Genomic DNA, 19,330 nt, shown 5'->3' on the forward strand with positions numbered 1-19,330 from the left:
ACAATGACATCACAGGTGAAGGACGACCTGCTCAGACTTGAGCACGTCTCGAAAATCTACGGCGACCTGCACGCACTGGATGACGTGTCGCTGAGCGTGCCGACAGGGCAGTGGCTGTCGATTGTGGGCCCGTCCGGGTCAGGCAAGACCACGATGATGAACATCGTGGGATGCATGGACCGCCCCACCAAAGGCACCGTGACGCTCGACGGGCGCGACATTTCCGAGCTGACCGCCTCCGAACTGACGACCGTGCGCTGCCAGACCATCGGCCTGATTTTCCAGCAGTTCCACCTGATTCCGCACCTGACCGCCCTCGAAAATGTCATGGTCGCCCAGTACTACCACTCGGTGCCCAACGAAAAGGAAGCGCTGGCGGCACTGGAGCGGGTGGGACTGGCCGATCGCGCCACCCACCTGCCGCGACAGCTGTCCGGCGGCGAGCAGCAGCGCGTGTGCGTGGCCAGGGCCCTGATCAACTACCCGAAACTGGTGCTGGCTGATGAGCCGACCGGTAACCTCGATGAGCACAATGAACAGATCGTGCTGGATATTTTCCGTCAGCTTCATGCCGATGGAACCACGCTGATCGTGGTGACTCACGACGCCCTCGTCGCTTCGTGTGGCCAGCGGGAAATCCGCCTGGATCACGGTAAAGTCGCCAGGGAAACGTGGCATGACCACGACCGGGACAATGCGGAAGCTGCAGGCGCGGCGTCGGGGAACCTGGCAACGGGTCGCGACGTGAAAGAAAAGGTTCCAACCCCTGAACCTCGTGACGATGCGTCCTGAGGCGCCCGAACACTGTCAGCAATGAGATGAATCGCAGATGACTAACATGACGTCTTCACAGTTTTCACGACTTGTCACCATGGGGTCGCTCGGCGGGCTCGGCATGATGATTCTGAGCGCGTGCGGCCCGTCGATCCCACCGGTGGACATGTCACTTCCCATGAATGACGGAGAGTACACCGGGGAGTCCAATCCTGACGAACAGGGAGCCATCGGCACTGTTCATATCACGGTGGAAGGCGGCAAGATCACCTCCACCTCTTATGAAACCCGCATGAAGGACGGCGAGCTCAAGGACCAGAACTACGGGACGACCAGCGCCGGCGAAGTGGGCAACAAGGATTACTACAAGCGCGCCCAGAAAGCGGTGGAGGCGTTCAACAAGTATTCCGACGAGCTGACGGCCACGAACGACCCCAACGAAGTTGATGTCATTTCAGGCGCCACTGTTGCGCACAGCCAGTTCATGCAGGCGGCGATCCGAGCCATCCAGACCGCTCAGGGAGTGGAAACCCAGTCCGGGGAGGATGCGGCCGACCAGATCGACGTGCCGGGCCTGGACTTCAGCGACGATGACCAGCTCGACGAGTTCTCCAACTGATTCACCCGGCCCCGAGCTGCTTGTTGATCTGCGCGACTCATCGTGGCGCATGTCCTTTCCCGCGATGGGCACGCGCGTCGATCTCATTGTCGAGGGCGGCTCCGCCAGGCAGATGACGGAAGCTGTCTGCGAACTTGTTGCACGCCATGAGCGGCTCTGGTCGCGTTTTTCGGCGCACTCCGATGTGACACGGTTGAACACTGCATGCGGACAGTGGGTGGATGTGGATCCGGCGACGTGCGCATTACTGGCACGCGTCAAGGACCTGATCGACGTCACGTCAGGCTGTTTCAACCCGCTGATTGAGCCGGTGCGTCAGCTGTGGGACCCGGCAGGTGCGCTGGCAGCTCTTGTCGCCGGCGCAGGTGCTGCCACGAGCACGGAGAGCGCAACCACTCCGGGCAGCGACGCGCTGGCCGAGGTGTTGCCACTGTGCTCACCGGGGATGCTTGACGTTGACCCGGCGGCATCGCGGGCACGCCTGAAGGGCGGCGCACGCATTGACCTGGGCGCGATTGCGAAAGGTGCCAGTGCTGATCAGGCTCGGGATCTGTGTGCGCGACTTGGTGCCCGTGCCGCGCTCGTGTCGATCGGAACATCCTCCATTGCCGCCCTGGGAAGGCGCTCCGACGGCACACCGTGGCGCGTGGGGATACGCGACCCGCGCAGCAGTGAATCATCGTGGCTTGGATACGTGGAACTGCCTGACCGCATGTCACTGTCCACTTCGGGTGACAACCTAGGAGCACTCGTGGAGGTGGCGCCCGACCATGCGCAGCGTTTCAACCATGTCATCGACCCGCGCAGCGGCATGCCCGCCCGGATCCTTGCCCGTTCGGCAACGGTGATCTGCGCAGACGGCATGACGGCTGAAGCGCTGTCCACCGGCATGCTCATCGGCGGACGGCAGGCGGTTGTCCTGCCACACACAGCAGATGGTGATGCGGCAGCGTCGCCCTCGTCAATCATTGTCGGCGGCGAGCGGGGAGTGATGGCAGGCGGGATTCGCGTCGATGCCAGGCCCGCGCAGATCTGGCATCCGCGTCAGGAATTGTCGGAATCTGATGGTGGGGCGGGTGTGTCGGGGCAGAATTCGAGCACGTCACCCACCTGACAGTCGAGCGCCTCGCACAGTGCGTTCAGAGTGGAAAAGCGGATGGCGCGGGCCCTGCCGGTTTTCAGGTTCGACAGGTTCGCCAATGTGATGCCGACGCGTTTCGACAGGTCGGTGAGCGTGATGCGGCGTTCCAGCAAGATGCGGTCCAACGTGACGTGAATACTCATGGCTACACCGTCAGCTGATTCTCATCCCACGCAGCAATCGCAGCGCGGAAAATGTGTCCGGTGACCAGGAAGAAAACAGTGCCGCCTGCGCTGAGCGTCACCATGAAGATCGCCATCAGAAGGATCGAGATGTGCTGGAGCGGGCTGACGCACATGAACCAGATGGTCGCGCTCACGTAGTAGATCGTGGCGGCGATGCACACCCACTGCGCGCGGCCAATCAGCGTTAATGCCCGGTGCGTGAAGACTGTGCGGCGCTCAACGAGCAATAGGAACTGGTAGGCGATGATCAGGATGGCGAGGAATGGAAGCGTGGCGATGATCGAGCCGACGAGGATCGGGTACTGCAGGTGTGCCATTTCCGGCCAGACGGCGGCGCTGTAGTCGCTTTCTGACCAGAGCAGCAGCCAACTTAAGACAATGCCGAGGCCGAAGATCACCAGAACCACGCGGGCAATGATGGTATGCGGTTTCATGAGTGTGCCTCCTTCAAGCATCACATAGTTATCGATAAACGATAATAATTTATCGATGATCGGCATGTCAATGGGTGTGGTGGCAGGACGGCACATGTGCTGATTGGTTCAGTTAACGTGACGCTGAGTGGCGAGGCGCAAAGCGGTTTTAGATCTGCGAGGCCAGCAAGCTTGCCAGATGCATGCCGCCTCGGTCAGCGAGCTGCTGGGCCTGAGTGCGGCACGAGAAACCATCCGCCAGATACACGGCATCTGGATACGCGTTGAGGGCAGGGAGCAGTGAGGTGCGCGCCACCTCGACCGACATATCGTAGTGCCCCTTTTCCATGCCGAAATTACCGGCCAGACCGCAACAGCCATCCAGCTGGACAACGGTGGCACCCAGTGAATCCAGCAGCGCCCGATCTGCGCTCCACGTCATCACCGAATGATGGTGGCAGTGCGGCTGCGCCACAATTGTCGTGCCATGTAAATCAGGCAGAACACGCTCCTCCTTCGGAACAGTGGCCAGCACTTCAGCCAGAGTATGCACAGCGCGCGACACGGGAACTGAGCGCCGGTCATCTGGCAGCAGATCCAGCAGATCATCACGCAGGACTGCCGTACATGACGGCTCCACACCAACGATTGGAATGCCGGCTACAGCGAACGGTGCCAGAACGTCCAGCAAAGTCGTCAGTTTCTTCTTCGCCCCAGTCAGCTGCCCCGTCGTGATCCACGTCAGGCCGCAGCAGGCGTGGGGAGGGACGATCACCTCGAAACCGTTCTGACGCAACACCGCAACCGTTGCACGCGCGCCCCGGTCGTCAAGCGTCTGTGAAAACGAATCGGCCCACACCACTGCGAAGCGTCGGGCTTCAGAAGCGGACGAGGAAGCAGGCGATGCTGTCTCAGCAAGCCGTTCGGCACTCGGCGGCACTGCTGACGGAGGCGCATCTGCAACCAGGTGCCGCCGCCTGGCCCATCGCTGGAAGGTTCCGGACTGAAGGGCGGGCATCGGTCTGCGTGAATCCATACCCAGCAGTGCGAATGCAGCCCGGCGAATCGCATCTACTCCCATCACTGCGTTGGTCAGGGCGGATGCACCCGGAATGCGGGCGCTCAGGCCCGTCCACAGGGGCAGGCGGCCCAGCGCATAGTGGGACAGTGGACGCAGGCGCCCACGGTACTTACGGAAGAGCACCTCAGAGCGGTACCTGGCCATGTCCACACCTGCCGGGCAATCCGACGAACAGGCCTTACATGACAGACACAGGTCGAGCGCTTCGAGCACCTCCGGTGAGGTGATTGACTGGACCAGTTGCCCATTGGCAGCGTCCTGGAGTGTGCGCGCCCGCCCTCGGGTCACGTCCTTTTCCAGATGCGACGCCTTCCACGACGGGCACATAAACGTGCCGTCAATCGTCGCGCGACACTTGCCCACACCTGTGCAGCGATGGACCGCCTGAGTGAAATCACCGTGGTCTTCCCCGAAGGCGAAGCCTCCCGCCGCTGGCAACGAGCGTGCACGAGGGCGCCGCAGGAAATCATCGAGCTTGTCGATCTGGTTGGTCGGTGAGGCCAAAACACCGGGATTGAGCAGGTCATCGGGGTCGAACAGGGCCTTGACGTTGTTGAACAGGTCAATCAGTTCCGGGGAGTACATGAAGCGCAGCAGTTCCGTGCGTGCACGCCCATCCCCGTGTTCACCGGAAACTGAGCCGCCATGCCTGGCGCACACCTGAGCCGCCTCCTCCAGGAAACGCCTCGAATGCGCCACCCCAGCCCCGGTCTCGAGTGGCATGTTCAGACGCACATGCACGCAGCCATCTCCGAAATGCCCGTACAGCAGCCCGTCAATGTCATACTCATCCATCAGCGCCGTGAAATCACGCAAGTAGGCTCCGAGGCGGTCCGGTGGCACCGCGGCATCTTCAAAACCGGGCCATGCCTGTTCACCGGTCGCTGACGTTTCAGATGGGGGAGTGCGCCCACCCAATCCCGCACCATCAGCGCGGATGCGCCACAGTCGCGTGGCATCATCCCCCGGAGGATAGACCGCCGCATCGACCGCATGAGATGCGGCCGCAAGTCTGCGAGCCTGTGCCAGCGATTCCTCTTCGCTTCCGGCCGACACCTCGCACATCAGCCACCCGTCACCCTTGGGAAGCGCCGGCACGGCTCCGGGTCCGCGGTGAGCTCGTACCACGTCCACCAGGCGCGAATCCATCCCTTCGACAGCCAGCGGCTCACAGCGCAAAATTGTGGGTACATCGTCAGCTGCAGCAATCATGTCCGGATACCCCAACGCCACCAGCACGGGCGCTCGCGGAATCTCCACCAACTTGACGGTGATCGACACGATTGTGGTCAGCGTCCCCTCGGTGCCCACCAGCATCGCCGCCAGATTGCGATGCTTCTCAGGGGTCAGATGCTCAAGCGAATAACCCGACACCTGCCTGCCGAAACGCCCCAGTTCCGTGCGGATGAGCGCCAGATTGGAATCGATCAGCGTGTCCAGTCCAGGCACCTGCGAGAGGTCAGAGTGGCTGGTGGAAGCGGTGAAGCGTCTGCCTCGTCCATCGATGACGTCGAGGGAGACGATGTTGTCTGACGTGCGTCCCCAGGCGGTTGCGTGAGGCCCGCACGCATTGTTGCCCACCATGCCGCCGATCGTTGCCCGGTTCTGGCTGGACGGATCCGGACCGAAACGCAGTCCGTACTTGCGGGCAGCTTCCTGCAGGGTGGATTCCACGCAGCCCGGCTCCACCACGGCCGTGCGCGCCTGCGGATCGATCGACAGCACTCGGTTCAGGTGGCGCGAAAAGTCAATGACGATGCCCGGTCCACACGCATTGCCAGCACATGACGTGCCACCCCCACGGTTGGTCAACGGAATGGAGAAGCGTCGCGACGCCTCGCACACCGCCAGGACGTCCTCGGTTGAACGAGGGAAGACAACGAACTGCGGCGGAACGCGATAGTTGCCGGCGTCTGTGGAATAGCGCGCACGGGCGCCTGTCGTACGATCAACCTCACCGTCGAGCACGTCAACCAGGTGCGCGTAGCAAGCTTCCACGTCGCGAGGCCGGATATCGGCGCGCTTGGGCAGGGGGGACGAGGCAGGCGCCGGCTCACTGCTGAGTGGGTGGAAGCTCATAGGCTGATTGTGCCACTTTTGATGCCTGCTCTGCGTCCTCATCAGGTATGTGAACTGACAGGTGGGGCTGTGTCGCGGGCGTCAGCGAGTCAGCATCACCATGCGTGTGGGTGTCACAATCGCGTCTACGGCGACATCGTGAGGATCGACAGGCAAGGTGCCTGTATCCCACACCTCTTCATCGAACAGTGCGATGACCAGTGGAGCGCGGCGCCTCACAGGCAGTGCGCTTTCCTGCGGCGATCTCTCAGCGTGATCCGTGTTCCACCTACTTAAGGCCCGGTCATACCACCCGCCGCCCTGGCCCAGGCGCGTGCCCGAAAGGTCGGCGGCCAGGCCCGCAAGCAATACAATGTCGACGCTGTCAGGAAGTTCGGCATAGGGCGCATCGGAGAGATGAGGCTGGGCAGGCCAGCGTGCAGAAGGCTGGTCGAGGACTGCTGCCAGACGGTCAGTCGTCAATGATGACCAGGCAGATGTGCTGGCATCAGGAAAATCAATACAGCCCCACGCAGGTTCGTCCAGTGCACGCCCCTGCCGGTTAACGACAACAGGCAGGAAGCAGTGACCCGATTCAGTGACGATGGCTGAGACATCCGGCTCGGTGGTGGTTGGAACAAACAGTGCCGGGAGGTGAGGACACCCCACTCCGAGCGCGTGACAGGCCTGCAGCCACGAGCGGACCAGTCCGCGTTGCTCCCGCCGGCGCAACTCATCGGCTTCGCGGGCAGGGAGTGCATCCCACCGGGCGCGCCTGTCACGCCGCTGGGCGCGAATTCTGGCGCGAAGTGGAGCTTTTTCGTGCAACATGGCCCCTCCTGAGCACTGAACATCTCCTACTTAGGATACTGTGGCAGACATGAGCGAAACTGAGCCCACTCGTCACGCGCGCGTGCGTCACGCCGTGATCCCAGCAGCTGGACGCGGAACGAGATTCTTGCCGGCAACGAAGTCTGTGCCCAAAGAAATGCTGCCGGTCGTTGACCGACCATCCATTGAATATATTGCGCGCGAAGCCACTCGAGCCGGCATTGAAGACATGCTGATCATCACTCGCACCGGCAAAGATGCCATCGAGGAATACTTCGACGCAGATCCCGGCCTGGAGGCGGCGCTGGAGGCCTCTCACAAGGAATCACTGCTCAAGATCGTGCGCGAATATGAGCACCTCGCGCGCATGCACTCTGTGCGCCAGGGACATCCGCTGGGGCTGGGACATGCCGTCCTTCAGTCACGCTTCCACGTCGGTAACAATCCTTTTGCCGTCATGCTGCCGGACGATTTGATGCACCCAAAGTCCCGCCTGCTGGAGAAAATGCTCGCGATCCGCACGGCGATCGGTGGATCGGTTGTCGCACTCATGCGTGTCACACCCGAACAGGCAACCGCTTATGCCTCTGTTGACGTCACCCCGATGCCGATTCCGGAAGGCCTGCCCATCGACATTGAGGAAGGCACATTGTTCCGCCTCAACAAGGTTGTCGAAAAGCCCCCGGTCGATGAGGTGCTCAGCGAATACGCCGTGGTGGGCCGCTACGTCTTCAATCCGCGTATCTTCACGGAACTGGAAAATATCGAACCCGGTCACGGTGGTGAATACCAGCTCACCGACGCATATGCCCGACTCATCGACGTGCCAGCCGAAGAAGGAGGTGGCGTAGTTGGCCTGGTTCTGGATGACCGCCGCTTCGACACCGGAGACAAACTCGGCTACCTCACCGCCTCCATTGAACTGGCGCTGGAGGACCCGGAACTGGGACCCGGAGTACGCTCGTTCCTGGAAGAGCTCATGGCAACACAGCCGGGGGACGCCCTCGACGATTCTGACAGCACGTCACCCGAGCACCACTGAAGGGACAACCTGAATGCGTTCGGTCGCAGAGTTTTACCAAGACTGCCTGTCAACTGTTGGCCAGCAGCCGCCGCTGGAAGTCCAGCTCGCTGATGCTGTGTCGTGCGTGCTGGCTGAAGACGTGCAGGCCCGCTTCGACCTTCCCGTAGCGGATCTGGCCGGATGCGACGGGTACGCCGTGCGATCGTCTGACCTCGAAGGGGCGCGCCCGGACAGTATGGTGACCCTGCCGGTCACCGAGGAAGTCAAGGCTGGAGATGTTGACCCGGCCGCGCTGGTGCCGGGAACTGCCATCCGCATTGCATCGGGAGCGCCGGTGCCCACAGGTGCAGATGCGGTGATCGCACTGGATTTTACGGATCGCGGTATGGCTAAAGTGACCGTGCGCACCCAGCCGGCGCGCGGTGAGAACATCCGGCGTCGCGCCGAAGACGTGGTCGAGGGGGACGTGGTTCTGCGTCACGGCACGCGTGTAGGTGCACGCCAGGTAGCGCTTCTGGCCGGCGTGGGGCGCTCACGAGTGACAGTGCATCCACGCCCACGAGTGGTGATCCTGTCGATTGGTGACGAGCTTGTGGAGCCGGGTGAACAGGCACGACCCGGCACGGTGTTCGATGCCAACGGGCATGCCCTTTCCACCGCTGTGGCGGATGCGGGTGCTCAAACCTTCCGCGTGGCAGCCGTTCCTGATGGCCGTCAGGCACTGCGCGAAACGATCCAGGACCAGCTGGTTCGCGCTGACCTCATCATCACGACCGGCGGCATCTCGTATGGCTCAGGCGATACGGTGCGCGAAGTGCTCGGCGCGCTGGGCACGGTGCGCTTTGACAATGTGGCCGCATGGCCCGGGCATATCCTCGGAGTTGGAACCGTCGGTGACGAAGATGACGCGACTCCGATCTTCTGCCTGCCCGGTGACCCTGTATCCGCGCAGGTGTGTTTCGAAGTGTATGTGCGTCCTGCCCTTCGACAGATGCAGGGATGGACGACACTGAGCAGGCCGAGCGTGCAGGCTCGCGTGGATCGCTCATGGTATTCACCACGAGGGCGACGCGAATTTGTCCGCGTGCGACTGACGGGGTCGCCTCGAACCGGATACCAGGCCAAAATCATGGGATCACCTGCAGCGCTATTGCTGTCCGCACTGGCTGAATCGAACGCACTGGCGGTCGTGCCCGAAGAGGTCACGAATGTGCGTGCCGGTGACGCCCTGCAGTGCATGGTGCTTGATTAATGCTGTTCGGCAGGCCGCGGATCTGGGGACGCCACCCCGATGAGCTGACGATTCGCATCGACGATCCTGTGGGTCGCGCTCTGATCAGGCCGCATGGCAGTGCCTCGAGAATCGGGGCGACGGGGAGCGCTGCGCGAACGGGGCGTGATAGCGCCGTGAAGCTCGGGGACAGTGTTGTGATCCGTCCGGCCTACGGTAGCGATCATCTTCGCATCGAGAAAGCGCGTGCCGAGAATTCTGCGTGGCTCAAACCCTGGGAGGCGACGCTGCCGGTCGGATCGACAGAGGAACTCCCCGACATCTGGACCTATCAGCGCCAGGTCGACAGGCAGCAAAAGCGCGGAACGAGCCTTGTCATGATGGTCGAATGCGACCGTCAACCGCTGGGTTTGATCACCGTCTCCAATGTTCAGTGGGGGGCGATGTGTCAGGGCGTCCTCGGCTATTGGATGGTCAGGAAAGCCGCTGGGGTGGGGCTGGGTGCGCTGTGCGTGGCTGGCGTCATCGACCTGATGATCGGTGAGCTGGGCTTGCACCGGGTGGAGGTCAACGTCCGGCCGGAAAATGATCGATCTTTGGGATTGTGTCGAAAAATCGGGTTGCGTGAAGAGGGCTACAAGAAGCGTTACATGTGCATTGCGGGCAGGTGGGCTGATCACGTCAGCTTCGCTTTGGATACGGAATCCTGGCCCGAGGGCGGCATCGTCCAATCCGTGTGGAAAATGCCGCTGACGCTGACCTGATTCGCCTCTCATTTGGCGCCGGCGCGCGCGTCAGAACCTGTTTTTGGCAGCCCGTGCCGTAGCGTTAATACGTGGAGTACGGTGGAATCATTGTTGTGATGGCAATCGCGATCACGATCGTCGTGATTGTGCCGCACCTTGTTGACCGACGCACGGCGATCACTCAGTCCCGCGAGGCTGACCGATTCTCGCCCAGGATGCGTCTGATTGATGAGGAATCGGCACTGCGCCATCACAGTGGCGATACTTCATCCACCGCCAATTCGCACTGCGGCTCGACACCGTTGTTGGCGCATCAGGCGCTGCAATCCGATGATGCTGCTGGAGCGGATGACTACCACGCGCGCCCGGCGCTGCCGGCCACCCAACAACCTGCTCACCTTCGTGGTCATCGAGGAGACACCATGGCTGACGAATCGCGATCCGCACGTCGACCCGACGGGACGATCCACGCGCAACGAGACTATGTGCGCACCCGCGAACTGTCGCGCCTGCGTGCACGACGCGCGGCACGTATTGCCAGTGAGAAGGCAGCAGGTCAGCGCCGAATGATCCTCAGTGGGGTGTGTGCAGCAATCACTGTGCTGATGATGCTGATTGCAGCGCTGACCACGATGTCATGGGCATGGGTTCTGATTCCCGCGGCGGCACTTGCTGCTGGCCTTGGCGTGTCACGCTGGAGCGCCATTCGTTCCCAGCGCGTTGGTAAAGCCGAAGAAAAGCGGATTATGGAGCTGACGCGTGGCACCTCGGCACGCCGCAATTCCGCGCCTTCGCCCGTCGCCTCTGAGACTGTGGAGCATGCTCCTGCGTCTGAAACGGCAACCGACGAGGGGCCGGATGAAGCCCTTGGAGCCGACGCGTCGACCGAAATCCAACGTGTCGACGACGAGGCGCAGGCGTCTCACAGTGTTGATGACGAGGACGCACGACTCGACCAGGCGACCCGCGATGTCGCCCAGACGCAGCGCTCATGGTCCGTCCAGCGCATCCCTGCACCGACCTACGCATCACGCCAGGAGATTACCGGCCGAGTGGTGCACGCCGATACTGATTTGCGAGGCATCCCTCAGGTTCCTTCCGATGTCCGAGGGCGTCCTATCCACGCGAGCTCATCTTCCGGTCAGCAGATGCGTTCGACTGAAGAGGTCGCCGCTCAGGCGGATGTCGTGTTCGATCTGGACGCGGTTCTGGAGTCTCGTCGCGCTCAATAACTGTGCTGCTTCGGCGCTGCATCGCTCATGTTGATGTCGTCCTGGTAGCGCGTCGCGTCCGATGGAGTTGCCGATTCGGCAGTGCAGCGTGCCCGGCAGAGTCGCCCCGGCAAAGCCTGTTGAGTTTGCGGGTCTGAAAATCGCGCTCGGCATGCACAACTCCCTGGATCTAAACTTTCCAGCTGCACAATCCCCTAGATCTACGCTTCTTTTTGCACGAAGCCCTAGATCTAAGCCTCCCGTCTGCGTACTGTTTTCTGTTTTCGCTGGTCAGGACGCATGATGGAAATTTCGAGAGGCGTGGTGGGCTTTAGAACTAGGGGTATGTGCACAATTGGCGGAAGATCTAGGGGTATGTGCACGAAGATCCCGAAGATCTAGGGGAATGTGCGCAGACACCTGCTTGTCTTATACGGACGTATCCATCCTGGCGGTGCATCGCGCCATTCCTGTACAGCGTTACGCTATCCCGTCGCTGCATTGCAGCTAATCAGACCTCCCGCACTAGCGGTCGTACACCATGTGATAGAGGAAATCTATTGAAGTGGTAAGTTGCATTGGTTTGGTCTATACTGAGAGTGTTGTGAGAAACCGTTCGACATGCTCGTCATGTGCGTGAGCGGTTGGCGAAACTCGGATAGGAGAACCATGAACTTGATGAACACCCAGATCCGCCCCTTCAAGGCCACAGCGTTCAAAGAGGACGAATTCGTTGAACTGACCGAACAGGATGTCCTCGGCAAATGGGCCATTTTCTTCTTTTACCCAGCTGACTTTTCCTTCGTGTGCCCGACCGAGCTGGGCGACCTCGCAGACTACTACGACGAGCTGCAGAAACTGGGCGTTGAGGTCTACTCCGTGTCCACCGACACGCACTTCACGCACAAGGCATGGCACGAAGCATCCGACACAATCGCCAAGATCAAGTACTACATGATCGGTGATCCGTCAGGTGAACTGACCAACAACTTCGAGAACATGCGCGAAGGCGTCGGCCTGGCTGACCGCGCCACCTTCCTCATCGATCCAGACGGCGTTATCCAGTTCTTCGAGGTTTCCTCGGAGGGAATCGGCCGCAACGCAGCTGAACTGATCCGCAAGGTCAAGGCAGCTCAGTATGTCGCCGCGCATCCGGGCGAAGTGTGTCCCGCGAAGTGGGAAGAAGGCGAAGAGACGCTGGCTCCGTCCCTGGACCTCGTCGGCAAGATCTGACCCGCATCACTGAACGTCACGCCATCCCGCACACGTAAGTTCTCGCCGCACGTGAGAACGCGTCGGTGCGGGATTGGCGCATCACGAGGGCGACACCTGCCCTCCCGCGTCCGCAATTTTGTGAAAGGCACGTAACGCCATGCCAGTTTTGAATGACCAGCTTTCCGCCCAACTGTCGCAGCTGCTGACCAAAGTAGTAGCGCCGATTGAACTCGCTGCAAGCCTGGATAACTCCGATCTGTCGGCGCAGGTACGGGAGCTGCTGGAGGAAATAGCTGCCAAGAGTGAGAACATTACCCTCACCGACGAGGCAAACCCTCGCACACCATCCTTCGCCGTTCGCCGCATCGGTACGGATGTCGAGGTGAGGTTCGCGGGACTGCCACTGGGTCACGAATTCTCCTCACTTGTCCTGGCGCTTCTGCAGGTCGGCGGTCACCCCGCCAAGATCTCCGACGAGCAACGCCAGGCCATTCAGCGCATCAAAGGCCCGCGCGAGTTCGTGACCTACATGTCGCTCACGTGCCAAAACTGCCCGGAAGTCGTGCAGGCACTGAACACGATCTCCATCATCAATCCCTCGATTCGCCACACCGCAGTTGAAGGCGGCGCTTTCCAAAGCGAGGTCGAAAACCACGGAATCATGAGTGTGCCCGTCACATTCGAGGGCGACGAGATGTTTTCCTCCGGTCGCACGACACTCGACGACTTTGTTTCCATGCTGGACGAGGGCGGCGCCCAGGCCGCGGTTGACCAGATGAATCAGGAAGAACCCTACGACGTGGTGATTGTCGGCGGAGGGCCGGCCGCCTCGTCAGCTGCCATCTACACCGCTCGCAAGGGTATCCGCACCGCAATGGTGATGGATCACCGCGGTGGCCAGGTGGTGGAAACCGAAAGTATTGAAAACGCCATCTCTCAGGTGCACACAACAGGTTCTCAGCTGGCTGCCGATCTGACTGAACACATCAACCAGTACGACATCGATGTGTATGTGCCGCAGTGGGCCGATCGCCTCGAAATCGCTGCGGTCAGTGCTGATGACAACTCGCGAGACTATCCGCTGCATACCGTGATGACACGTTCAGGCGGGCACCTGCGCGCCAGGAGCGTCATCGTGGCCAGCGGTGCGACGTGGCGAACTCTGGGTGTACCCGGCGAAGAGGAATACCGCAATAAGGGCGTGTCCTTCTGCCCGCACTGCGATGGTCCACTGTTCAAGAACAAGGACGTCGTTGTGGTCGGCGGCGGAAACTCCGGTATCGAAGCGGCTATCGACCTGGCCGGCGTCGCGCGCCACGTCACCGTAGTCGAATTCCTAGATCAGCTCAAAGCTGACCGAGTGCTACTGGATGCGATGGACGCCCTCGACAATGTTGATGTCATTGTCGGAGCACGCTCCACTGAAGTGATCGGTGACGGTCAGAAAGTGACTGCCCTGGCATATGAAGATCGTGCAAGCGGCGAGACGCGCTCGGTCGACACGGACGGCATTTTTATCCAGATCGGCCTGGTTCCGAACACGCAGTGGCTTCCCGAAGAGGTGGAACTGAGCGACCGGCGTGAGGTTGTGACAGATCGCGAAGGAAAGACCAACGTGCTCGGGATTTTTGCTGCCGGTGACTGCACAGATGAACCATACAAGCAGATCGTGACGGCATTCGGCTCCGGCGCCACCGCCGCACTGAGTGCGTTCAACTACCTGATTCGCGCCCCGCACCACGACTAGGTCGCGACCAGGCGGCAGCGAAAAATGTGATCACGCTGAGCAGGAACTGAGCCAGGCGATTCGGGCTCGCCATGTTGGTGATGGGGATCCACCGCCTGCTCAGCGGATCACACATCAGGAAGGAGTGCGTCAAGGTGAGGAACGTTCGGGCCCTGGAGTATCTTGTCGCGTTGGATGAGGAGCGGAACTTCACGCGTGCTGCTCAGCGTGCTCACGTTTCGCAGCCGACGCTGTCAGCGCAGGTCAAGAAGCTGGAGGAGGAATTGGGAGCCCAGCTGGTTGAACGCGGAACGCAGCAGGTGCTGATCACCCCGGTTGGCCGTGACGTTGTCTACTATGCGCGTCGCATCCTCACTGACCTGGACCACATTGAGCAGGTCGGTCGCAGCGGATCGAATCCTCTGGCCGCCACCGTCACCATCGGCGTATTCCCGACGATTGCACCCTACCTTTTGCCGCGCTTTGCGCCCGAACTTGGGAAAGCGCTGCCAGACCTGACCGCCCATTTCGTCGAGGAAAAATCCCTCGCACTCATGGACGCGCTTGCATCCGGCAGAATTGACGCGGCTGTTCTGGCGGATACGTCTGCGGAGTCGGGCCTGACCGTGGCGCACCTTTTTGACGAGGATTTCGTGCTAGCAACCTCGAGCACGTCAGCCCTAGGCGAGCAAACCACGCCCGTTGACTTGGGCGATTTGGCCGATCATGAGGTGATTCTGCTTGAAGAAGGACACTGCATGCGTCGCAGCACGGTCAGCATCTGCGAAAAAGTCGGTGCCCGCCAGTCAGCCTTCCGCGCCACGTCGCTCGAGACGCTGCGCTACATGGTCGCAGCCGGAAGCGGAGTGACGCTGCTGCCTCGGCTGGCGACGATCCCTCCGATCGCGCAACCCGACGGTCTGGTTCTTCGCGAGTTCTGCCCGCCGCGCCCCTACCGCTCCATCAACCTGGTATGGCGTCGATCCAGCCCGCTGGACGAGCTCAACGCCACCATTGCTGACCTGATCAGCTCACTGGTCGCACCTGTCTCTCATGCAACGGAGGAGCAGTGACATCGGCCGCTCCCTCGGCGCGAGCGCTTTTTGACGCGCTGTGCAGGCGCATTGACGCCGGTCAATGGTGGCCGGCCGACACCCGCTTCGAGATCGTGGTGGGTGCCGTCCTGACGCAGAATGTGGCGTGGCGCAACGTGGAGTATTCTCTGGCAAATCTGCGCGAAGCCGGCCTGCTCGAGGTGCAGAAACTGGCGACCACTGCATCTGCCGACCTGCAACGCCTGATCCGTCCCAGCGGCTTCATGCGCGCCAAGTCCGAAACCCTCATCCGTGCAGCACGCTGGTTCCTCGACGACGCGTCCCACACCCGGTTGCCGACCGACGAACTGCGCGCGAGCCTCATCGCCTTGAAGGGGATCGGCCCTGAAACCGCCGACGACATCGTGCTGTACGGCTATGAGCGTCCCGTATTCATCTGGGACCTGTATGCGCGCCGGTTCCTGAGCGCCGCCAGGTGGGCCGTGCCTCGCAGCTACGAAGCCGCGCGTCGCACTCTTCAGCCCCTCATTGACGAGGGTGACTTCACGACACCTGAACTGGCCCACTTTCATGGGCTCATTGTTGAAGCAGGCAAGAAGGCTCGATCCTGCGGCGGATGGGAGGCGTTCTATCCCACGCTTGAGGTGTCGCAGGGCGGTTGAAGCAGCGCAGGGCATGCGTGCTCGTGCTCGGGCCGACGCGTGAGCCCTACTGGTCAGTGTCCAGGTAGGCCAGTGCCGCCACAATGTGCGCCTGCGTCATGACCTGCAATGTGGGCTGCATGGCGGGCGCAAAGAACGGCGAGTGATGAGCTGCGAGCGGCTCAGCGCTCGTGCTGGGATCCACGGTTCCCGTCACGTTCCAGTACAGGTACGGCGCATCCCAGGCGCCGGGAATGCGGGAGAAGTCCTCCGACGCTGTCACCGGATCGCCATCACCCACAACGCCGTCCTCAAAGAACGCGTCGAACGGTGTTCGGACGCGATCATGCGTGTCGCGGTCGTTGACGGTCAGAGGGAACTGGTCGTAGTACTCAGATTCAGGGGCGCGCGGGCAGCGCATCCATGTGTGCGCGTGCCAGCACGGGTTGCCCGTCACCGTTGGCAACGACGCTCACCACGCCGGTCGGGCCCACTCGGGTGGCATCAAGGCCCAGGGCGGTTACCTCGTCAATGATCGTCTGACTGGTGCGTTCTTCTTCCATCGACACTTCGGGATGGCGGTGAAGGTCAGCACGCAGGTCTTCTTGCCATTTGTGAATATCGGCGTACCGGCCGGCGATGTGCTGAACGTGAGACATATGTCCTCCTCTTTGCAGCTGGTGGCAGCGGCTCACATGCGCGGGACTCGTCGCCCGGATGCCTGCAAAGGCCTCTGAGTGCATTATCTGTCTGATCACTGAGCGTTCCAACGTATCCGGGGCAGGTGCACGCTCGAGGCGTCGTGAGATTGACACGATGGGTCCCACGTTCTAATATTCACTTTTATTAGTGGCTTTCATAAGGGAGATGGGCGAACGTCCATCGCAATAATGCCCATGAAAGACGTGGCAATGAGGCAGTGAGGACGCAGTATGAGCACTCGGCGTAGTTCAGAGCGCGGAGACCGGCGTGCCCTGGACGTAATCAACGTGCTGCGTCAAGGCGGCGCCACCCATTCCCAGCTCGCTCAAGCCTGCAGCGTGACGCGACCGACCGTGACGCCGATCCTGGAAGGCCTGGCTGCACGCGGAATGATCGTTGAGCAAAGCAGCGTCGTTGACGGTGGCAGGCCGGCACGCGTATTCACTCTGGCGCCCCACGCAGGATTCGCTGTGGGCGTGGATCTGCTTCAACGGACAATGGCCATCAGCGCGATCTCCATGTCCGGCTCCATCATCCAATCGCGTGTAGCTCAGCTGAAGGCGCAAAGCGGGCAGGAACGCTACCGCGAGGTAGAGGCGCTCATCACCCGCTTCATTGAAAAGCTGCGGCCCCAATGGGGACCCGTTCACGCCTGCGTCGTCTCCACCACCGGTGTCATTGATGCCCAGGGCACGATTGTTCGTTCAGACCTGATCCCATCGTGGGCTGGCTTTCCATTCGGTGATGCCCTGCGCCGCGATCTGGAATGCCCGGTTCGAATCGAAAATGACATCAACGCTGCGGCAATGGGTGAATTTGTGACTCGCGTCAGCGACGGAAAACTTGCCGCCGATGACGACCTGCTGTTCGTGAACTGCCAGTTGGGCATCCACACGGGGCTGATCCTCAAAGGACAACTCCACCGAGGCTGCTCATTCAATGCCGGTGAAATCACAGACGTGGTGGACGCGCCCCTCGTGGAGGAATCCGTTGCCCGCAATCAGGTCGGCACCCAGGATTCACCGCAGGACAGAGCCTCCCTCGAACGTGCCTACGCCCAATGGGGAGAACGACTGGCCGGCATAATCGGACCGCTGGGGGTGGTGGTCGATCCGCGAACCATCGTCATTGCAGGCCTTCCCGCCAACTCCACGCAAGTCATGGCAGCAATCAAGAGGAAACTTGCCAGTCTGCGCCCTGAATCCGCACCTGATCTTCGAATCGAAGAATCTCCCTACGGCACGGCCTGCGCCTCAATTGGCGCCGTCGCATGGGCACTGCTGGACGCAGATCGCCACCTCTTCGGGGAAGGGTCCTCGCAGCTGCCCACGCTCCATCACCTTCACTCAATTCTGTCAGCTCAACTCAACAGGAGGCATACGACGTTGACGACTCAGCACACATCCAGTTCATCTGCGCCACTGAGAGTCGGCGTTGTGGGGATCGGGGCTCGCGCCCCTCTGGCTCTGGGAGCCGAAAATGCCAGTGTTCCGGCGCAGATCGTCGCAGCATGTGAACCGCATCCGCAGCGCCGCGAACGCGTCGAGAAACAGCTCAAGCGGGACCCGGACTCGATTGCCGTATGCGAAGCAGTCGACGAGCTCATTGAATGCGACGTTGACGTTGCATTTGTGACATCACCAGATGACACCCATGCCGACATCGCGTGTCAACTGCTCAAGGCAGGAATCGACGTGTACGTTGAAAAGCCGCTCGCCATCCACCTTGACGATGCCACACGCATCCTGGAGACGGCATATGAAACTGGATCGAAGCTGTACGTCGGTCACAATATGCGCCACATGAACGTCGTGCGCACCATGCGTGATCTGATCCGCGCGGGGCGAATCGGTGAAGTCAAGACGATCTGGTGCCGACACTTCGTGGGCGCAGGCGGCGACTTCTACTTCAAGGACTGGCACGCCACGCGTGAGCACGGCACGGGGCTGCTGCTGCAGAAAGCCGCACACGACATTGACGTGATGCACTGGCTGGCCGACTCTCACACGACAGACGTCGTCGCAATGGGCGACCTGATGGTATACGACAAGATCACCGACCGCGGCGATCATTCCAACGAGCTCATGCACGACTGGTATTCCCTCGACAATTGGCCGCCCATGACCCAAAAGGGCTTGAACGCCGTTATCGATGTCGAAGACGTGTCCATGATGCTGATGCGAATGGAATCTGGTGTCCTGGCCTCATACGAGCAATGCCACTTCTCGCCCGATTACTGGCGAAACTACACGGTGATCGGCACCGAAGGGCGTCTGGAAAACTTCGGTGACGGCGAGGGCGGGCACATCAGCTTGTGGAATAAGCGCACGATCTATAACCCTGATGGTGACGAGCAGTTCCCCATCATCGGTGATGAGAAGGGGCATGGAGACGCCGACAAGCTGATTGTTGACGAGTTCCTCCGATTCGTTGCCCACGACGCGGTGACCGACACATCGCCTTTGGGAGCATGGTACGCGGTGGCTGCCGGCATCCAGGCAACGAGTTCGTTGCGCGAGGGGAACGAGCCGCGCCACATCCCCGAACTTCCTGAACACCTTGTTGCTTATTTCAATCACAACCAGGTGAAATAACGGCTACTGAACTGAGCCGCGCTATTATCCCAAGATCGTATATAAGTAATACTCACAACTTGTAGCGTGAAGAATCGACTACG

Annotated in this window: 18 protein-coding genes; 12 read left to right on the top strand and 6 right to left on the bottom strand. The window is 61.0% G+C overall.

The genetic code is table 11. The features are described 5' to 3' along the window. Positions 1-3 precede the first annotated feature (3 nt). Genes QP093_RS07920 through QP093_RS07930 form a run of 3 tightly spaced genes read left to right on the top strand, consistent with a single transcriptional unit; the run spans position 4 to position 2,507 of the window. Positions 4-792, top strand: a complete 789-nt coding sequence (locus QP093_RS07920) for an ABC transporter ATP-binding protein (protein ID WP_070728201.1) — start codon at positions 4-6, stop codon at positions 790-792. A 37-nt stretch (positions 793-829) separates the two neighbouring features. Then, positions 830-1,393, top strand: coding sequence for an FMN-binding protein (locus tag QP093_RS07925; protein WP_058237791.1), 564 nt, complete (start codon positions 830-832; stop codon positions 1,391-1,393). Beyond that, positions 1,365-2,507 carry an FAD:protein FMN transferase gene (locus tag QP093_RS07930; protein ID WP_285016019.1) on the top strand — a complete coding sequence of 381 codons (1,143 nt, stop codon included), beginning with the start codon at positions 1,365-1,367 and terminating at the stop codon, positions 2,505-2,507. Before QP093_RS07925 ends, QP093_RS07930 begins: the two co-directional genes overlap by 29 nt. Here QP093_RS07930 and QP093_RS07935 read toward each other — a convergent pair. The 4 genes from QP093_RS07935 to QP093_RS07950 form a co-directional block, all read right to left on the bottom strand. Continuing rightward, positions 2,438-2,677 carry a helix-turn-helix domain-containing protein gene (locus tag QP093_RS07935; RefSeq protein ID WP_285016020.1) on the bottom strand — a complete coding sequence of 80 codons (240 nt, stop codon included), beginning with the start codon at positions 2,675-2,677 and terminating at the stop codon, positions 2,438-2,440. The two genes, QP093_RS07930 and QP093_RS07935, sit on opposite strands and share 70 nt — an antisense overlap. 2 nt (positions 2,678-2,679) lie before the next feature. Further along, on the bottom strand, positions 2,680-3,153 hold the full coding sequence (locus QP093_RS07940) for a DUF2975 domain-containing protein (RefSeq protein ID WP_285016021.1): 474 nt from the start codon (positions 3,151-3,153) through the stop codon (positions 2,680-2,682). A 148-nt stretch (positions 3,154-3,301) separates the two neighbouring features. Further along, positions 3,302-6,292, bottom strand: coding sequence for an FAD-binding and (Fe-S)-binding domain-containing protein (locus tag QP093_RS07945; RefSeq protein ID WP_285016022.1), 2,991 nt, complete (start codon positions 6,290-6,292; stop codon positions 3,302-3,304). An 81-nt stretch (positions 6,293-6,373) separates the two neighbouring features. Beyond that, a complete protein-coding gene (locus QP093_RS07950) occupies positions 6,374-7,102 on the bottom strand; it encodes a 5-formyltetrahydrofolate cyclo-ligase (RefSeq protein WP_058237794.1) in 729 nt (242 codons plus the stop codon). Positions 7,103-7,151: 49 nt separating this feature from the next. On the opposite strand from QP093_RS07950, the gene QP093_RS07955 reads away from it, so the two are divergent. From QP093_RS07955 to QP093_RS07990, 8 genes are all read left to right on the top strand, one after another. Then, positions 7,152-8,144: a UTP--glucose-1-phosphate uridylyltransferase gene (locus QP093_RS07955; RefSeq protein ID WP_285016023.1), complete on the top strand. Its 993-nt coding sequence runs from the start codon at positions 7,152-7,154 to the stop codon at positions 8,142-8,144. Between the two features lie 13 nt (positions 8,145-8,157). Next, positions 8,158-9,378 carry a molybdopterin molybdotransferase MoeA gene (locus tag QP093_RS07960; protein WP_285016024.1) on the top strand — a complete coding sequence of 407 codons (1,221 nt, stop codon included), beginning with the start codon at positions 8,158-8,160 and terminating at the stop codon, positions 9,376-9,378. Continuing rightward, positions 9,378-10,121, top strand: a complete 744-nt coding sequence (locus QP093_RS07965) for a GNAT family N-acetyltransferase (RefSeq protein WP_058237797.1) — start codon at positions 9,378-9,380, stop codon at positions 10,119-10,121. Before QP093_RS07960 ends, QP093_RS07965 begins: the two co-directional genes overlap by 1 nt. A gap of 71 nt (positions 10,122-10,192) precedes the next feature. Further along, positions 10,193-11,335, top strand: a complete 1,143-nt coding sequence (locus QP093_RS07970) for a hypothetical protein (protein WP_285016025.1) — start codon at positions 10,193-10,195, stop codon at positions 11,333-11,335. A 648-nt stretch (positions 11,336-11,983) separates the two neighbouring features. Next, positions 11,984-12,547 (top strand): alkyl hydroperoxide reductase subunit C, encoded by a 564-nt coding sequence (gene ahpC, locus QP093_RS07975; protein ID WP_070728220.1) that lies wholly within the window; start codon positions 11,984-11,986, stop codon positions 12,545-12,547. A 139-nt stretch (positions 12,548-12,686) separates the two neighbouring features. Further along, entirely contained in the window at positions 12,687-14,276 is a 1,590-nt protein-coding gene (gene ahpF / locus QP093_RS07980; RefSeq protein WP_285016026.1) for an alkyl hydroperoxide reductase subunit F, read from the top strand. Between the two features lie 134 nt (positions 14,277-14,410). Next, the gene (locus QP093_RS07985) at positions 14,411-15,328 is read left to right on the top strand and encodes a LysR substrate-binding domain-containing protein (RefSeq protein ID WP_285016027.1); all 918 of its coding nucleotides are present in this window, start codon (positions 14,411-14,413) and stop codon (positions 15,326-15,328) included. Beyond that, complete coding sequence (locus QP093_RS07990) at positions 15,325-15,972, top strand: endonuclease III domain-containing protein (protein ID WP_285016028.1); 648 nt, start codon at positions 15,325-15,327, stop codon at positions 15,970-15,972. Before QP093_RS07985 ends, QP093_RS07990 begins: the two co-directional genes overlap by 4 nt. 46 nt (positions 15,973-16,018) lie before the next feature. Here the strand turns inward: QP093_RS07990 and QP093_RS07995 are convergent, their stop codons facing one another. Together QP093_RS07995 and QP093_RS08000 are read right to left on the bottom strand one after the other, a co-directional pair. Beyond that, positions 16,019-16,372: a zinc-binding metallopeptidase family protein gene (locus QP093_RS07995; RefSeq protein WP_285016029.1), complete on the bottom strand. Its 354-nt coding sequence runs from the start codon at positions 16,370-16,372 to the stop codon at positions 16,019-16,021. After that, the gene (locus QP093_RS08000) at positions 16,350-16,610 is read right to left on the bottom strand and encodes a hypothetical protein (protein ID WP_058237802.1); all 261 of its coding nucleotides are present in this window, start codon (positions 16,608-16,610) and stop codon (positions 16,350-16,352) included. The genes QP093_RS07995 and QP093_RS08000 overlap by 23 nt, the downstream gene beginning before the upstream one ends. Before the next feature lie 273 nt (positions 16,611-16,883). Between QP093_RS08000 and QP093_RS10075 the strand changes: the two genes are divergently transcribed. After that, positions 16,884-19,247 carry an ROK family protein gene (locus QP093_RS10075; RefSeq protein WP_350309984.1) on the top strand — a complete coding sequence of 788 codons (2,364 nt, stop codon included), beginning with the start codon at positions 16,884-16,886 and terminating at the stop codon, positions 19,245-19,247. Positions 19,248-19,330: the final 83 nt, after the last annotated feature.

Origin of the sequence: Pauljensenia sp. UMB10120 (assembly GCF_030212035.1) — a bacterium.
Taxonomy (GTDB): domain Bacteria; phylum Actinomycetota; class Actinomycetes; order Actinomycetales; family Actinomycetaceae; genus Pauljensenia; species Pauljensenia radingae_A.

What these genes read in the sequence shown, in the direction of transcription:
- QP093_RS07920 (WP_070728201.1), top strand. Translation starts at nt 4, where the DNA reads ATGACATCACAGGTGAAGGACGACCTGCTCAGACTTGAGCACGTCTCG.
- QP093_RS07925 (WP_058237791.1), top strand. Translation starts at nt 830, where the DNA reads ATGACTAACATGACGTCTTCACAGTTTTCACGACTTGTCACCATGGGG.
- QP093_RS07930 (WP_285016019.1), top strand. Translation starts at nt 1,365, where the DNA reads ATGACCAGCTCGACGAGTTCTCCAACTGATTCACCCGGCCCCGAGCTG.
- QP093_RS07935 (WP_285016020.1), bottom strand. Translation starts at nt 2,677, where the DNA reads ATGAGTATTCACGTCACGTTGGACCGCATCTTGCTGGAACGCCGCATC.
- QP093_RS07940 (WP_285016021.1), bottom strand. Translation starts at nt 3,153, where the DNA reads ATGAAACCGCATACCATCATTGCCCGCGTGGTTCTGGTGATCTTCGGC.
- QP093_RS07945 (WP_285016022.1), bottom strand. Translation starts at nt 6,292, where the DNA reads ATGAGCTTCCACCCACTCAGCAGTGAGCCGGCGCCTGCCTCGTCCCCC.
- QP093_RS07950 (WP_058237794.1), bottom strand. Translation starts at nt 7,102, where the DNA reads ATGTTGCACGAAAAAGCTCCACTTCGCGCCAGAATTCGCGCCCAGCGG.
- QP093_RS07955 (WP_285016023.1), top strand. Translation starts at nt 7,152, where the DNA reads ATGAGCGAAACTGAGCCCACTCGTCACGCGCGCGTGCGTCACGCCGTG.
- QP093_RS07960 (WP_285016024.1), top strand. Translation starts at nt 8,158, where the DNA reads ATGCGTTCGGTCGCAGAGTTTTACCAAGACTGCCTGTCAACTGTTGGC.
- QP093_RS07965 (WP_058237797.1), top strand. Translation starts at nt 9,378, where the DNA reads ATGCTGTTCGGCAGGCCGCGGATCTGGGGACGCCACCCCGATGAGCTG.
- ahpC (WP_070728220.1), top strand. Translation starts at nt 11,984, where the DNA reads ATGAACTTGATGAACACCCAGATCCGCCCCTTCAAGGCCACAGCGTTC.
- ahpF (WP_285016026.1), top strand. Translation starts at nt 12,687, where the DNA reads ATGCCAGTTTTGAATGACCAGCTTTCCGCCCAACTGTCGCAGCTGCTG.
- QP093_RS07995 (WP_285016029.1), bottom strand. Translation starts at nt 16,372, where the DNA reads ATGCGCTGCCCGCGCGCCCCTGAATCTGAGTACTACGACCAGTTCCCT.
- QP093_RS08000 (WP_058237802.1), bottom strand. Translation starts at nt 16,610, where the DNA reads ATGTCTCACGTTCAGCACATCGCCGGCCGGTACGCCGATATTCACAAA.
- QP093_RS10075 (WP_350309984.1), top strand. Translation starts at nt 16,884, where the DNA reads ATGAGCACTCGGCGTAGTTCAGAGCGCGGAGACCGGCGTGCCCTGGAC.